Origin of the sequence: Streptomyces sp. NPDC100445 (assembly GCF_044759735.1) — a bacterium.
In the GTDB taxonomy this organism is placed as follows: Bacteria; Actinomycetota; Actinomycetes; order Streptomycetales; family Streptomycetaceae; genus Streptomyces.
The window spans coordinates 105793-120318 of record NZ_JBIVZV010000011.1 but is presented as its reverse complement, the minus strand read 5'-3'; the positions used below and the strand labels follow the sequence as shown (position 1 = coordinate 120318).

Below are 14526 nucleotides of genomic sequence, written 5' to 3'. Positions count from 1 at the left end.
CTCACAGCCTCACATTTCGGACGACCGATCATTCGGTCGCTCTCTCGGGGATCAGTAATTCAGGCCGCCCGGACGTCAGGCAAGAGGCCTGCGGAAATTTCCCGGCCGGGGCACCGGCCGGCCCGGCCGACGAAAGGCGTTGCGTCCGGACCCGGGGCGCCGGGAAGATCACCGCATGCCCACCTTCACCGCGGCCGACGGCACCCGGCTCGCCTACCACCTGCGCGGCACCGGCGACCCGCTCGCCGTCCTGCCCGGTGGCCCCATGCGCGCCTCCGCCTACCTCGCGGACCTCGGCGGCCTGACCGCGGACCGGCGGCTGGCCCTGCTGGACCTCCGCGGCACCGGGGACTCGGCCGTGCCGGCCGACCCGGCGACGTACCGCTGCGACCGGATGGTCGACGACGTGGAAGTGTGGCGGACACACATGGGGCTGGAACACATGGATCTGCTCGCGCACTCGGCCGGAGCAGCCCTGGCGCTGCTCTACGCCGCCCGCCATCCGCACCGGATACGCCGGCTGGTGCTGGTCACCCCCAACCCGTCCCCGCTCGGCATGCGCGCCACCCCCGAGGACCGGCTGGCCGCCGCCCGGCTGCGCGCGGACGAGCCGTGGTTCGCCCGGGCACACCCCGTCTTCCGGTCCTGGCTCACGGACGGCGCGGACTTCGACGAGGTGTTCCTGCCGTTCTTCTACGGCCGCTGGGACGACACCGCCCGGGCACACGCGGACGCCGAACCGGGACAGACCAACGACGAGGCGGGCGAACGCTACTTCGCCGAGGGCGCGTTCACCCCGGACGCCACCCGGACCGCCCTCGCCGCGCTGACCGCACCGGTCCTCGTGCACGCCGGTGAGGTCGACGGCGGCCCGCGCCCCGACCTCGCCCGCCGCGCCGCCCGGGTCTTCCCCGCCGCGGAGGTCGCCGTGCAGCCCGGCGCCGGGCACTTCCCCTGGCTCGACGACCCGCGCTGGTTCCGGGAGCGCGTCGCCGCCTTCCTCCGCGCCCCCACGGACGCCGTGCCTCCTCCGGCCGGGTGAGCGGCCGGCTCCCGGCGCGCCGGACGGACGAGTCCGGGGCCCGCCCGCCGAAGTACTCCCCGCGTGCCCTGTCCGCCGTAGCGGCCGGTCGCTAGGCTGACCGCGGACGACGAACCGGGAGGAGCAGGTACGTGGCCGAGACCATCACCCAGCAGCAGCAGCGGCCGGCGGGCTGGGACAAGCCGGAGCTGGACCTCAGCGGGGCCGAGTGGCGGTCCAGCAGCCAGGGCAGGGGCGATGTGCAGATCGCCTTCGTCGAGGGCTTCATCGCGATGCGCAACAGCGGCCGGCCGGAGAGCCCCTCCCTGATCTTCACCCCCGCGGAATGGGGCGCCTTCGTCTGCGGCGCGCGGGAAGGGGAGTTCGACCTCACCTGACCGCAGCGCGGCACCGCACCGGTCACCGGCCCGACCGAGCGCCGCTCGGCCCCCCGGACCCGGACGACGCGAGCCCGCCCGCCGGCCGTCCCACCGGGCCGGGCTGCCGGGCGGGCCGCCCGGGTGCGCGCGCTCGGCGTCCGACCGGGGTCGACTCGCACGGACCTGCCCGACGACGCGCCGCGTTCAGCCACCCTGCGCCGTGGCGCGCCGCGCTGCCCCGCGCACGTGGGGACCGCCCGCCCGGTGGTCGTCCCACCGCGCCGGGCCGGGCCGCCGGGCGAAGCCCCCGGGTGCGCGCGCTCGCCGTCCGGCTGGAGCGGACTCGTACGCACCTGCCCCAACGACGCGGCCGTGCCCTGCCGCGCTGCGCCGCGCCCAGCCGTGCGGTGGCCGCCCCGCCTAGCAGGCCGGGCGGCGCTTCGCAATCCGTACGGTGCCGACTGACGGCCCGATGGTTGTGGTGCCCGACGCCATGGTGGCCGGACACACCCGAACCTAAGGTTCCGCAACACCCGGCGCTCCGGAGCCCGTCCCGCGCGGAGCCGGCCGGGACACGTGTGTCCACCCGAGGAGCCGCCCATGCCCACGCCCAGGCCCACGCCCTTGTCCCCGTTCGGCGAGGCACCCCCGACACCACCACGTGCCCGCCCACCGCACCGCCTGCTGTCCCGGCTGTTCGCGGTGCTCGCCATGGTCCTCGGCACCGCGCTCGCCGGCCCCGCGCCCCAAGCCCGCGCCGCCGTCACGCTCACCAGGGTGAGCGACTTCGGCACCAACCCGGGCGCCCTCACCATGTACGTCTACCGGCCCGCCGCCCTCCCCGCCCACCCACCGGTCGTCGTGGCCCTGCACGGCTGCACGCAGAACGCCCAGACCTACGCCGACAACTCCGGGCTGCCCCGGCTGGCCGACCGCGACGGCTTCCTGCTGGTGCTCGCGGAGACCGGCACCGCCAACAACCCGAACCGCTGCTTCAACTGGTTCCAGTCGACCGACAACCGTCGCGGCCAGGGCGAGGCCGCCTCCGTCCGACAGATGGCCGACCGGGCGGTCACCGCCTACGGCGCCGACCCGGGGCGGGTCTACGTCACCGGCCTGTCCGCGGGAGGCGCCATGACCGCGGTCATGCTCGCCTCATACCCCGACGTCTTCTCCGCCGGCGCGGTCGTCGCGGGCCTGCCCTACGACTGCACCCGGGACAACAGCCCGTACACCTGCATGAACCCCGGCGTCGACCTCGGCCCGGCCGACTGGGCCCAGCGGGTGCGTGACGCCTACCCGTCGTACACCGGGCCGTGGCCGCGCACCGCCATCTGGTACGGCGACCAGGACACCACCGTCGTACCGCGCAATGCCACCGAGCTGCGCGACCAGTGGACGGCCCTGCACGGGCTGTCCCAGACGCCCACGCGCACCACGACGATCGGACCGGACGCCACCCGGCAGGACCAGTACCTCGCCCCGGACGGCACGGTCGCCGTCGAGGTCGACCGCGTGCCGGGCATCGGCCACGGCACCCCGGTCGACCCGGGCACCGGCGGCGAACAGTGCGGCAGCACCGGTGCGCCGTACTTCCTGGCCTCGATCTGCTCCAGCCGCTGGATCGCCCGGTTCTTCGGCCTGGACACCTCCGACCCGGGTGGTCCGGACCCCGGTGGCGATGACCCGGCCGCCTGCTGGACGGCGAGCAACTACGCCCAGGTACAGGCCGGACGGGCCACCACCAGCGGCGGCACCACCTACGCCTACGGGTCCCACCAGAACATGGGCCTGTACAACACGTTCGTCACCCACACCCTGAAGGAGTCGCCCCCCGGCTACTTCACCCTCGCCGACACCGGCTGCCCCTGATCCGCGGTCAGGCGCCCCGACAGGCCGCCATGGTGGCCGACGACCCCCTACGGGCCGTCATCATGGCGGCCCCACACATGTCGGGGAACACCACACCACCCCTAGCCTCCAGCGCGTCCCCAATCCGCTTTCTCCAACGCGCCGGAGGAACCGCATGTTGCGCCACCCCACGCCACCACCGGCCCGGCCCGCCCGGCGCACCGCGCTGGGCGCGTCGGCGCTCGCCGCCGTCTGCTCGCTCCTCGTCACCCCCGCCACGGCCGCGCCCGCTCACCCCGGCGCACCGGGCGGCCCGTGCGCCGGCCTCGCCCGGCTGCACGTGCCCGGCGCCGCCCGCCAGCAGGCCGACTGCCTGGACGAACTGACCACCGCCGGCACCGTGTCCTCCGGTCACACCGACCCGGCCGACTACGCCGGCCTCACCCCCGCCGGCCTGCCCACCCCCTCCGGCGTGCCCGGCATCCAGATCGACGGCTACTTCCCGGACACCTCCACCACCAACACGAACCACGGCTGGCACCACGACTCCCAGTTCGTCATCCGGCTGCCCGACCACTGGAACGGCGGCCTGGTGGTCACCGGAACGCCCGGCAACCGCGAGCAGTACGCCAACGACCGGGCCATCGCCGACTGGGTGCTCGCCCGCGGCTACGCCTACGCCGCCACCGACAAGGGCAACACCGGCACCGCGTTCTACCGCGACGGCCACCGCCCCGGCGACGCCATCGCCGAATGGAACACCCGCTTCACCCAGCTCACCCGTGCCGCCCGCGCCGTCGTCACCCAGCGCTACCGCCGGCCCCCGGCCCGCACCCTCGCCACCGGCCTGTCCAACGGCGGCTACCTGGTGCGCTGGCAACTGGAGAACCACCCCGGGCTGTACGACGGCGGAGTCGACTGGGAGGGCACCCTCTGGCGTGCCGACGGGCCCAACCCGCTCACCTCCCTGCCCACCGCGCTGCGCCGGTACCCCGTCTACGCCGCGGGCGGCCCCGGAGCCGCCGGGGCGGCGAGGGCGCTGCACCGGGCGGGCTTCCCGTCCGGCTCCGAGTTCCTGTGGCCGTACCACCACCAGGTCTACTGGGACCTCACCCAGCGGATCTACCGCGAGGAGGTCGACCCCGGCTACGACGGCGCCACCGAGGCCGGCACCCCGTTCTGCGCCTCCGGCACCCCCGCCTGCGACGCCGACTACGCCTACCCGTCCCGCCCCGCCGCCGTCCACCGGGCGGTCGCCCGCATCGCCCTCACCGGACGCATCGGCAAGCCCCTGATCACCCTTCAGGGCACCCTCGACGTGCTGCTGCCGATCAGCGAGGACTCCGACGTCTACGCCCGCATGGTCCACCGGGCCGGCCGGGGCGCCCTGCTGCGCTACTACCGCATCGAGGACGGCACCCACACCGACTCCCTCGCCGACGCCTTCCCCGGCAGAGTCCGCCCGATGGTGCCCTGCCACCGCGCCGCGTTCACCGCCCTGGAACGCTGGCTCGCCGGTGCCGGGACACCGCCCGCGGACCACACGGTGGCACACCCGGCCGGCGCGGACCCGGCGGCCCTGCTCACCGGCTGTCCGCTCGCCTGACACCCGTGGGCCGCCGGTGCGCCGCCCGGCGGCCCACGGGTCACCCGGCGGGGCACGGACACGTACCATGGCCGCATGTCGTTCCTCCGCCGCCGCAGCGCCACCCCTGCCGGACCCGACTTCGACGTGCTGGCCATGGACCCGGGCGACTGGCCGGGCAACCTCGGCGCGGGCCTGCTGCCCGCCCCCGACGGCACCTGCCAGGGCGTGTTCCTGCGCTACGACCTGTTCGGCGGCCGCGGCCCCGCGATGATCATCGGCAATCTGCCGGAGGGCTCCCCGGCCCGCGACGTCGCCGAGGGCGAGATCCCCTTCGAGGTGGGGCAGCTGCTGCTGGCGCTGGAGAACGACGAGGAGGTCACCGTCGTCGAGACCGAGGACACTCCGGTCCTCCAGGGCGACAACCTGCTCATCGTGCGCCGTCTGAAGCTCTCCGAGAGCCGGGTCTCCTGCGTCCAGTTCGACCGCAGCGACGGCGTCCTCGTCACCATCGCCGCCTGGGACCGCCCCATCACCGACGACCTGTACGCCCTGCTGAAGCCGCTCCCGGCGGAGCTTTTCCAGCAGGGCTGAGACCGTTGGCCGTGGCTAGCGGTCGGCACCGGCGAGCGTCACGTCCGCGGCACGGACGAACGCCACCCGGTGGCCGTACTGGATCTCGTAGTACAGGTCCTTGCCCACGACGACCCGGTGCGAGTCGGTGGTGAAGGTGACCGCGTAGTAGTACTCGCCCGGCACCTCGTCACCGGCCACGTAGGCCTGACCGGCCGGGATCGTGTACGGCAGCGGGACCACCGACTGGGCCGGGACGTCCGCCGGATAGGCCTCCTTCTCCGGATAGGCGCGCCCGTACACCGGGACGCTCGCCAGGCCGTCCCGCGGCGTCACCACGACGCCCCTCGCCGGGACCGCCGCCGGTTCCTCGCGCGGGTTGCGGAACCATGCCTTCTGCCCCAGGTACCAGATGGCCGTCCAGTCGCCCCAGCGGTCGGCCACCGCGTACTGCTGGCCGGTGGAGACCCGCGAGGACAGGTCGTTGACCCCGGTGGTCGGGTCCGTCTTCAGGCCGATGTCCCTGACCAGCGGGGCGGTGACGTCGTGGTCGGTGTAGAGCCGCACCTCGCCGGAGCCGTGCGCCGTGCAGGGCTCGCCCCGGGTGGTGCAGCCGGTGTACGTGGGCCGGTTGGCGTCGTAGTCCGGCAGGATCGTCACGACGGGGGAGTGCCGGCCGGCCGTGCGCCGGAACGGGTGGCCCAGCAGCTGGAAGTAGTGCCGCCAGTCCCAGTAGGGGCCGGGGTCGGTGTGCATGCCCGGGATGCCGGAGGCGGTCGGCCCGGGCACGTTGTCGTGTCCCAGGATGTGCTGCCGGTCCAGCGGGATGTCGTACGTCCTGGACAGGTACCTGACCAGCCGGGCCGAGGCGCGGTACATCGCCTCCGTGTACCAGGCGTCCGGGCTGGCGAGGAAGCCCTCGTGCTCGATGCCGATCGACTTCTCGTTGATGTACCAGTTCCCCGCGTGCCAGGCGACGTCCTTCGCCTTCACGTGCTGGGCGATCAGACCGTCGGTCGAGCGGATCGTGTAGTTCCAGGACACATAGGTCGGGTCCTGGATCAGGTTCATGACCCCGTCCCAGGCACCCTCCGTGTCATGGATGACGATGTACTTGATGCTCTGTGAGGCCGGGCGGTCGCCCAGGTCGTGATTGCCGTAGTCGCCGTCCCCGAACTCGGCGTACGGCGCCGGGACCGACTCGCACGACACCGACCTCGGGCACTCGGTGCCGTCCGTGGGCAGCGTGCGCAGGCCGGCCCGCCGCAGCGCGGCCCTGTCCGGCGCAAGCCGGGGCTGCGCGGCCAGGACCACGCGCTGGCCGTCGTCGGTGGTGCGCTCCTCGCCCGTGCGCAGCACGTCGTACACGTCGTCGGCGTACGCCGCCGCGGTGGCCTCGTCGTCGGCGCCCGAGAACCGGGCCACCGCGCCGTACCAGTGGGCCGGATCGGCGTCGGCCGGCCGGCCCAGCTCCTTCTGCGCGGCCGCGAGCAGGGCGGCGCCGCCCGCCACGTTCGCCGCGGGGTCGGTGCGCAGCTCGCCCGCGGGGACACCGGTCAGCTCCGCCGCCCTCGGCAGGGTCCGCAGCCGGGCCGGGACCGCGGTGGCGGCCGGCTTCCCCGCGGCCGGGTGCAGCGCGGCCCGTGCCGCGTCGCCCCGCGGGTCCTCCGCCCCCTCGGCGAAGTGTTCCGAGGCGGCGATCGCGGCCCGGGCGTCGGTGAGGTGCATAGGGCCGTAGCCGCCGGTCACACTCGGCGCACCGCCGTGCCCGTCCCAGCGGGACTGGAGGTAGGAGACGGCCAGCAGGACGCTCTGCGGCACGTGGTAGTCGGCCGCCGCTGCGGCGAACGCGTGCTGGAGCCGGTTCGCCGAGGAGTCCGTGGCGCGGTCGGCGGGGGCCATGCCGAGCAGGGGCAGCAGCAGGGCGGCGGAGGCGAGCGGGACGGCGGTCCGGCGCAGATGTCTGTGACCGGGTGTGGACGTGGGGTCGGTGGCGGATCCTCGCAATGCGGCCTCCTGGGACGGGCGGGGCGTGGCGGGGCGTGCGGCGCCGAGCTGGGACAGTGGTACCGGCTGGCCGACGATCCGTCAATGATGCCCGTCCGACGGGGATTTCCCACGTCACGGAGGGTTTACGGCGAGTTTCGCGATGGTGGTGCCCGGGCCTGCGGCGCGTCAGTGGCGTAGACCAGCGGTGGCCACGCCCGGACATGCGGACGTCCGCGGCGCGCCGCCGTTCCGGGGCGCGCCGCGGGCCTCCGCCCGGGTCAGCGGGTGCCGACGGCCGCCCGGACGGCCTTCCGGGCCATCTGACAGTCGTCGTGCAGCCGCCTGAGCAACAGCCGCTGCTCCTCGCCGGACGTCATGGCACCGGGGTGGGCCGCGCCCGGTGCCACCGGCGCCGGGTCCTGCATCGAACGCTGCACGGCCGTCTCGTAGGTCCGGATCTCCCGGGTCAGCAGGAGCATCAGGTTCACCAGGAAGGCGTCCCGGGAGGCCGGCCCCGCCGACTGGGCGATCTGCGCGATCTGCCGCCGGGCCACCGGCGCGTCCCCGAGGACGAGCCACAACGTCGCCAGGTCGTACCCCGGCAGGTACCAGCCCGCGTGCTCCCAGTCCACCAGCACCGGGCCGGCGGGGGAGAGCAGGACGTTGGACAGCAGGGCGTCGCCGTGGCAGAACTGGAGCATCCCGTGCCGGCCCACCTCGTGCGCGATGCCGTGCAGCAGTTTCTGGAGGTCACCGAGATCACGGTCGGTGAGCAGGCCCAGTTCGTGGTAGCGGGAGATCCGGGCCGCGTAGTCCAACGGCATGTCGAAGGTGCCGGCCGGGGGCCGCCAGGCGTTGACCCGGCAGATCGCGCCGAGCGCCGCCCGGATGTCCGCACGGGGCGGAGCCTCCACGGGGTGCCGCTGGAACGCCGCCGTCCGGCCCGGCATGCGCTCGATCACCAGGGTGCAGTTGTCCGGGTCCGCCGCGATCAGCCTCGGCACCCGGACCGGCGGCCGGTGCCGGACGAACGAGCGGTATGCGGCTATTTCCTGACGGCTCCGCTCCGCCCACGCCGGCGAGTGGTCCAGCAGGCACTTGGCGACGGCCGTGCTGCGCCCCGTCGTCCCCACGAGGAGGACGGACCGTCCGCTGCGCCGCAGGATCTGCACCGGGGCGAACTCCGGGCAGATCCGGTGCACCGCGGCGATCGCGGCGCGCAACTGCGTGCCCTGGGGGCCGGACAGGTCGAGCCTTCCGCTGAGCGGTTGCGCCCCGGGCTGCCCCGGGACCCGCCGTGGCCGGCCCGCGCCCAGCACGGGGACGCCCGGACGGGCCGTCGGGTCGAGGTAGGGTCCGCCGCCCGCCGGGCGGGTGCGCAGCGGCCGGGGCGGTGCGGACACGGAGGACGACGCTGCGTACATGGGAGATACAGATCCCTTCGTGTGCCTGCGGTGCCTGCCAGTGGGTCCGTGTTCCGGACCCGTGCTCCTGAGCCGTACCCGAGAGCGTGGGTCGGAGAGCGTGCGCCCACCCGCCCGGCCGTCCGGGCACACCCTGGGGAGTGGGCCCGTCATATGGCGCAATGGGGCCGCCATATGGGGGTGGCGACCGGTCGGGGTGGCGCTTTCCTACCTGACACCCGGCGCCCACTGGCACACCATCTGGCGGACCCTGGCGAACCCTGGCGAATAGTCGCCCGGCAACCTGCACGGGGCTACTGTCAACTCAGCCGAGAACCTGGGGGCTTGACGTGAGCGGACAACCCAACACCCGCCTTGCGGACCTGTTCGGCCTGGCCGGCTGGTCGAAGGGCGAACTCGCGAGGCTGGTCAACCGGCAGGCGGCGGCCATGGGCCACCCCCAGCTGGCGACCGACACCTCCCGGGTGCGGCGGTGGATCGACGTGGGGGAGATCCCGCGCGATCCGGTGCCGCGGGTGCTGGCGGCCCTGTTCACCGAGCGTCTCGGCCGTGTCGTGACCATGGAGGACCTCGGTCTGGTCCGGCACGGGCGTGCGGGAAGACGGCAGGGCGACGGGAACGAGGAACATCCCGACGGTGTGCCGTGGCCGCCCGAGCGGACCGCCGCGGTCCTCACCGAATTCACGGGAATGGACCTCATGCTCAACCGACGCGGCTTGGTGGGCGCGGGTGCCGCGCTCGCCGCGGGATCCACACTCAGCAGCGCCATGCACGACTGGCTGCACACCGATCCGGCCCTGCGGGCCGACGCCCCTGTCCTCGACGACCCCCTGCACGCCGACCCCGCCGGATTCGACCGCTACGAGGCCGCCCCCATCGGGTGGCAGGAGATCGAGGCGCTGGAGCACTCGGTGGGGGTGTTCCGCGCCTGGGACGCGGCCCGCGGCGGCGGGCTCCAGCGCAAGGCGGTGGTGGGACAGCTCAACGAGGTGGGCGGCATGCTCGCCTACCGTCATCCTCCGCACCTCCAGCGGCGCCTGTGGGGCGTCGCCGCCAACCTCGCCGTCCTCGCGGGCTGGATGTCGCACGACGTCGGCCTGGAACCCACGGCGCAGAAGTACTTCGTCATCGCCGCCCACGCCGCCCGGGAGGGCGGGGACCGGCCGCGCGCCGGTGAGGCGCTGTCGCGGGCGGCCCGGCAGATGGTGCACCTGGGCCGGCCGGACGACGCGATGGACCTCATGAAGCTCGCCCAGTCCGGCGCGGGCGACCGTCTCCAGCCGCGCACGAAGGCCATGTTCCACACCATCGAGGCCTGGGCGCAGGCGTCGATGGGCAAGGGCCAGGCGATGCGCCGCACCCTTGGGCGGGCGGAGGACCTCTTCGTCTCCGAGCGGCAGGACGCGGAGCAGCCGGAGTGGATGCAGACCTTCAAGGACGAGGACCTGTACGGCATGCAGGCGCTCGCCTACCGCACGCTGGCGGAGTTCGACCCGGCAGCGGCCACGCACGCCCGGTACTACGCGGAGAAGGCCCTCGCCCTGCGCGTCGACGGACGCGAGCGGTCGAAGATCTTCGACCACCTGTCGATGGCGTCGGCCTGTTTCATCGGCGACGACCCCGAACAGGCCGACCGTTACGCCCGGCTGGCCCTGATGTCGATGGGCTCGAACTCCTCACGGCGCACCTGGGACCGGCTGCGGGAGATGTACCGGCTCACCGCGCAGTACGCCGAGTACCCGAGGATCCAGGAACTGCGGGAGGAGATCAGGCTGGCGCTGCCCAAGCCGAGGGCCAGGTCGGACGGCGACGCCGCACCCGCCTGAAGCGCCCGGCCGCGGGCCGGCCGGTCAGCCGACGACCTTGGCGACGAGGACACAGGCGTCGTCCTCGCGACCCGTGCCGCCGAACTCCTCGACGACCGTGCGCACACAGTCCCGCGCGGTGCGCGCGGCGGCGAAGCGCGGGGCGAGGGCGAGCAGGGGCTCCGTGGCCGCCGTCCCGCTGTGGCCCGGCAGCAGTGTGCCGGTGTGCAGCAGGAGGAGGTCGCCCGGACACAGGGTCACGGTGGACTGCTCGTACCCGGCGCTCGGGGAGGCGCCGAGGAGGCCGCCGTCCGGTCCGTCCAGCGTGCTCCCCGTCCCGTCGCGGTACAGCAGCGGGGCGGGGTGGCCGGCCCGGGCCCAGGTCAGGGTGCGCGTCTCGGGCCGGTAGCGGCAACAGACGGCGCTGCCGAGGGCGGGTTGCACGGCGGTGTCGATTAACCGGCCCAGCAGGGTGAGGAGTTGACCCGGCTCGGTACCGGCCATGGCCAGACCCCGGACCGCACCGAGCAGCATCGCCATGCCCGAGGTGACGGCCACGCCGTGTCCGACCAGGCCGCCGACGCCGAGCAGCGTCCGGCCGTCGGACAGTTCCAGCGCGTCGTACCAGTCCGCGCCGATCGGTGTGCCGGCCGCGGCCGGCAGCCGGTGTGCGGCGAGATCGAGGGTCTGCGGTCCCCGGTGCGGCAACCGCAGGGAGCCGCGCCAGGGCGGCAGCACGGCCTCCTGGAGTTCGGCCGCGATCCGGTGTTCGGTCTGCTCGCGTCGGCGGTGGCGGTGCAGCGAGTCACGGGTCTCGCGCACCGTCCGCTGCTCGCGGCGCAGTTCGCTGACGTCCCGCAGCACGGCCCACATCGATACGGTGCCGCCGTCGGAGCCGAGGACGGGTTCGCCCATCATGTGCACGGTCCGCACGGTGGTGTCGGGGCGTACGACGCGGAACTCGCCGTCGATCGGCCTGGCGTCGACCAGGCAGTCCGTCACCATCGCGGTGAGTTTCGGCCGGTCCTCCTCCAGCACCAGGGCGGGCAGTTCGTCCAGGGTGGGCGCGGGACGGGCCGGGTCGAGGCCGAGGATCCGGTACAGCTCCCCGGACCAGTTCGCCTCGTCCGTCAGCAGGTTCCACTCGGCGCTGCCGACGCGGCTGAGCAGGGAGCCGCGCGAGGCGGTGGTCGGCGTCGGCCGCGGGGCCGGCGCCTCGGCGGGCCCGGCCGGTGCGGGGCCCGGGCCGTCCCGCAGCTGGGCCAGATGGGTGCCCAGGTCGTCCAGCTGGTGGAGCGCGAGGTCGTACAGGGCGCGCTGCCAGCGCTCCTCCGGGTGTGTCCCGTCGCTCCGGGTGTCCCGGCGTACGGCGTCCACGTCGCCCTTGAGTCGTCGCGTCTGCCGGATCAGCGCCTCGACCGAGCCGGGCCCGGGTGGCTGGGCGGCCGGGCGGTCCGCGGAGACTGGGGACGGCATGACGCACTCCGATGACGGGGACGGTACGGCGGGGGACCGATACGACTGTGACACAGCCCGCGACGCCCTGTAAGGGATTCGGCGACACACGATACGGTGGTGCTTCCGGCATATGTCAGAGTCTTCCCGGGGCATTCCGGGCCGACGAACGGCGTACCCGCAGCGCCGGTCAAGTCGTAGGCGGCGTACGCGGATCGAAGCAGACGGCCCGCGAGAAACCCCGCTGACGTACGTGTTCGACGCTTCTCTGTTCTCCTTAGTCACGCCGGGGCCTGTACCCACCCAACTCTGACCGGATTTGGCGCCATGCGACAGGCCCCGGCCGACTCCTTAATGGCATGGACATCATCGTCGAACAGTTCGCCCACGCCCGGCTCATCACCGCCGAGGACCGGGAGGTGCCGGTGTCGGCCACGCTCCGCTACTCCCCGGACGACCCCCTCGCCGTCTTCGTGGACTTCCCGGCCGAGGCGGCGCTGAACGGCGAGGAGGTCACCTGGACCTTCGCCCGCTCCCTGCTCGACCAGGGGCTGCGGGCCCCGGCCGGCCACGGGGACGTGCAGATCTGGCCGTACGGCCGCACCCGGACCGTCGTGGAGTTCCACTCGCCGCACGGCATGGCGCTGCTCCAGTTCCAGGCCTCGGCACTGCGCCGCTTCCTGCTGCGCACCTACGCGGTGGTCCCCGGCGGACAGGAGGACCTGGCCGGCGTGGTGGAGCGGGGGCTGAGCGCGTTGTTCGGCGGGGTGTGAGCCGGTGGCGGGGTGCCGCGGGGGCGCTCCGGACCGGCCGTACCCCACCTCGTCACGGCGCGCTGCCGCTCCGGGGGCGCGCCCGGCGTCGGCACCCCTGGACGGGCGCCGACGGCCGGCTCAGCTGCCGGCGCCGGCGTACAGGGCCGGGCGCGGGGCGAGCTCGACGGCCACCCTCCCGCCGGTCTCCAGTGCCCGGACGCCCGCCTCGGCGACGACGGAGGCCGCGTAACCGTCCCAGGCGTCCGGCCCGGTGACCTCCCCGCGCCGGGTCGCGTCGATCCAGGCCTGCACCTCGCGGTCGTAGGCGTCGGCGAACCGGACGAGGTAGTCCTGGGCCACTTCCTCACGGGCGCCGTCCACGGCGGTGACCACCATGCTGTGCTCGTCGCCGATCCGGGCGCTGCCCGCCTCGCACACGGCCTCGCAGCGCACCTGGTAACCGAAGCCGCAGTTCACGAAGACCTCGACGTCCACCAGGGCGCCCCGCTCTGTCTCGAAGAGCACGAACTGCGGGTCCAGCAGCCCCGAGGGCGCGCCCGTGGACGGCGTGGGCCGCAGCACGGTGACGGCCGTCAGCTCCTGTCCGAGCAGCCAGCGGGCCGCGTCGATCTCGTGCGAGACGGAGCTGTTGATCAGCATCGCGCTGGTGAAGCCGGCCGGGGAGGAGACGTTGCGGTGGGTGCAGTGCAGCATCAGGGGCCGGCCCAGGCGGCCGCCGTCCAGCAGCGCCTTCAGCCGCAGGTACTCCCTGTCGTAACGGCGCATGAAGCCGATCTGCGCGAGCCGGCGGCCCAGCCGGGCCTCGGCCTCCACGACCCGCAGCGCACCGGTGGAGTCCGGCACCATGGGTTTCTCGCACAGCACCGGCAGCCCGCGGGCGAAGGCGCCGAGCAGCGCCTCCTCGTGCGCCGGCCCGGGGGAGGCGATGAGGACCGCCCGTACGCCCGGCGCGTCGAGCGCGGCGAGCGGATCCGCGTGCACGGTCACGCCGGTGAGGCCGGCCGCCGCCTCTCCGGCCCGGGCGAGGTCGGGATCGGCCACGGCCGCCACCCTGGCTCCGTTGACCACCCGGTCGAGACGCCTTATGTGATCGGCCCCCATGTGTCCGGCACCCAGTACCGCCACCCCCAGCAGGTCACCCACGTGCACGCTCCTCCCGACGGTCGATGATCACGCCGTAGCGTACGCCGACGTGGGAGGCGCCTCCGAGGGCGCCGCTGTCCCCGGTGGCGGCCGGATCCCACGCGGCCGGTACCCCGGCACACCGACGATGCCGTCCCCGTGACCGGCGCGCCGCCGGGGACGAGGCGGACCTCGTCCACGACGCCCTCGCGGACGCCGGGACCGCCGGGCTCGGCCGGTGGTCCCGGCGTCCGCCCGAGCGGCGGCGGCGGCCACCGGAGGGTCAGGAACTGCGGGAGAAGCGTGACCTGATCTTCGGGCTCGCGGTGGGCGGCGGCATCGTCGCGGCGGGGCCTGGCGACCAGCTGCGCGACGGCCGAGCACGCCTCCACCGGCCTCCAGCCGGGCATCGCCATGCCGGTCGACGTCCTCCACCTGCTGGCCGTCGCCGCCTGGCTGGGCGGTCTCACCTTCACTGTCAGCAGCCGACTGGCGGGCGCTTGATCCATGGCCGGCAGCCCCCGGGGTCTCCCGCCACGACCGCC

General features: G+C 74.2%; 11 protein-coding genes and 1 pseudogene. 8 read left to right on the top strand and 4 right to left on the bottom strand.

The genetic code is table 11. The annotated features are described in order from the left end of the window. The first annotated feature begins 175 nt into the window (after nt 1-175). From ACIQVT_RS25015 to ACIQVT_RS24995, 5 genes are all read left to right on the top strand, one after another. Nucleotides 176-1042 (top strand): alpha/beta fold hydrolase, encoded by an 867-nt coding sequence (locus tag ACIQVT_RS25015; RefSeq protein ID WP_403758108.1) that lies wholly within the window; start codon nt 176-178, stop codon nt 1040-1042. A gap of 131 nt (nt 1043-1173) precedes the next feature. Next, the gene (locus ACIQVT_RS25010) at nt 1174-1419 is read left to right on the top strand and encodes a DUF397 domain-containing protein (protein ID WP_403758105.1); all 246 of its coding nucleotides are present in this window, start codon (nt 1174-1176) and stop codon (nt 1417-1419) included. A 582-nt stretch (nt 1420-2001) separates the two neighbouring features. After that, the gene (locus ACIQVT_RS25005) at nt 2002-3273 is read left to right on the top strand and encodes an alpha/beta hydrolase family esterase (RefSeq protein WP_403758102.1); all 1272 of its coding nucleotides are present in this window, start codon (nt 2002-2004) and stop codon (nt 3271-3273) included. Nucleotides 3274-3427: 154 nt separating this feature from the next. Continuing rightward, a complete protein-coding gene (locus ACIQVT_RS25000; protein WP_403758099.1) occupies nt 3428-4858 on the top strand; it encodes a 3-hydroxybutyrate oligomer hydrolase family protein in 1431 nt (476 codons plus the stop codon). 75 nt (nt 4859-4933) lie between these two features. Next, nucleotides 4934-5431, top strand: coding sequence for a hypothetical protein (locus ACIQVT_RS24995; protein WP_356819675.1), 498 nt, complete (start codon nt 4934-4936; stop codon nt 5429-5431). 15 nt (nt 5432-5446) lie between these two features. Here the strand turns inward: ACIQVT_RS24995 and ACIQVT_RS24990 are convergent, their stop codons facing one another. Then, nucleotides 5447-7417: an N-acetylmuramoyl-L-alanine amidase gene (locus ACIQVT_RS24990; protein ID WP_403758094.1), complete on the bottom strand. Its 1971-nt coding sequence runs from the start codon at nt 7415-7417 to the stop codon at nt 5447-5449. Nucleotides 7418-7677: 260 nt separating this feature from the next. Then, nucleotides 7678-8823, bottom strand: coding sequence for an aminoglycoside phosphotransferase family protein (locus ACIQVT_RS24985; RefSeq protein WP_403758091.1), 1146 nt, complete (start codon nt 8821-8823; stop codon nt 7678-7680). A gap of 329 nt (nt 8824-9152) precedes the next feature. Here ACIQVT_RS24985 and ACIQVT_RS24980 point away from each other — a divergent pair, with 329 nt between their 5' ends. Beyond that, nucleotides 9153-10649 carry a hypothetical protein gene (locus ACIQVT_RS24980; RefSeq protein WP_403758086.1) on the top strand — a complete coding sequence of 499 codons (1497 nt, stop codon included), beginning with the start codon at nt 9153-9155 and terminating at the stop codon, nt 10647-10649. Nucleotides 10650-10673: 24 nt separating this feature from the next. On the opposite strand, the gene ACIQVT_RS24975 is transcribed toward ACIQVT_RS24980, so the two are convergent. Then, the gene (locus tag ACIQVT_RS24975) at nt 10674-12104 is read right to left on the bottom strand and encodes a PP2C family protein-serine/threonine phosphatase (protein ID WP_403758080.1); all 1431 of its coding nucleotides are present in this window, start codon (nt 12102-12104) and stop codon (nt 10674-10676) included. Between the two features lie 338 nt (nt 12105-12442). Between ACIQVT_RS24975 and ACIQVT_RS24970 the strand changes: the two genes are divergently transcribed. Beyond that, nucleotides 12443-12856: an SsgA family sporulation/cell division regulator gene (locus tag ACIQVT_RS24970; protein ID WP_403758077.1), complete on the top strand. Its 414-nt coding sequence runs from the start codon at nt 12443-12445 to the stop codon at nt 12854-12856. Nucleotides 12857-12976: 120 nt separating this feature from the next. Here ACIQVT_RS24970 and ACIQVT_RS24965 read toward each other — a convergent pair whose 3' ends face one another. Further along, complete coding sequence (locus ACIQVT_RS24965; RefSeq protein ID WP_403758074.1) at nt 12977-14002, bottom strand: Gfo/Idh/MocA family protein; 1026 nt, start codon at nt 14000-14002, stop codon at nt 12977-12979. A 263-nt stretch (nt 14003-14265) separates the two neighbouring features. Here ACIQVT_RS24965 and ACIQVT_RS24960 point away from each other — a divergent pair. Then, nucleotides 14266-14452 (top strand): annotated as a pseudogene (locus ACIQVT_RS24960) (hypothetical protein); the annotation flags it as partial. Nucleotides 14453-14526: the final 74 nt, after the last annotated feature.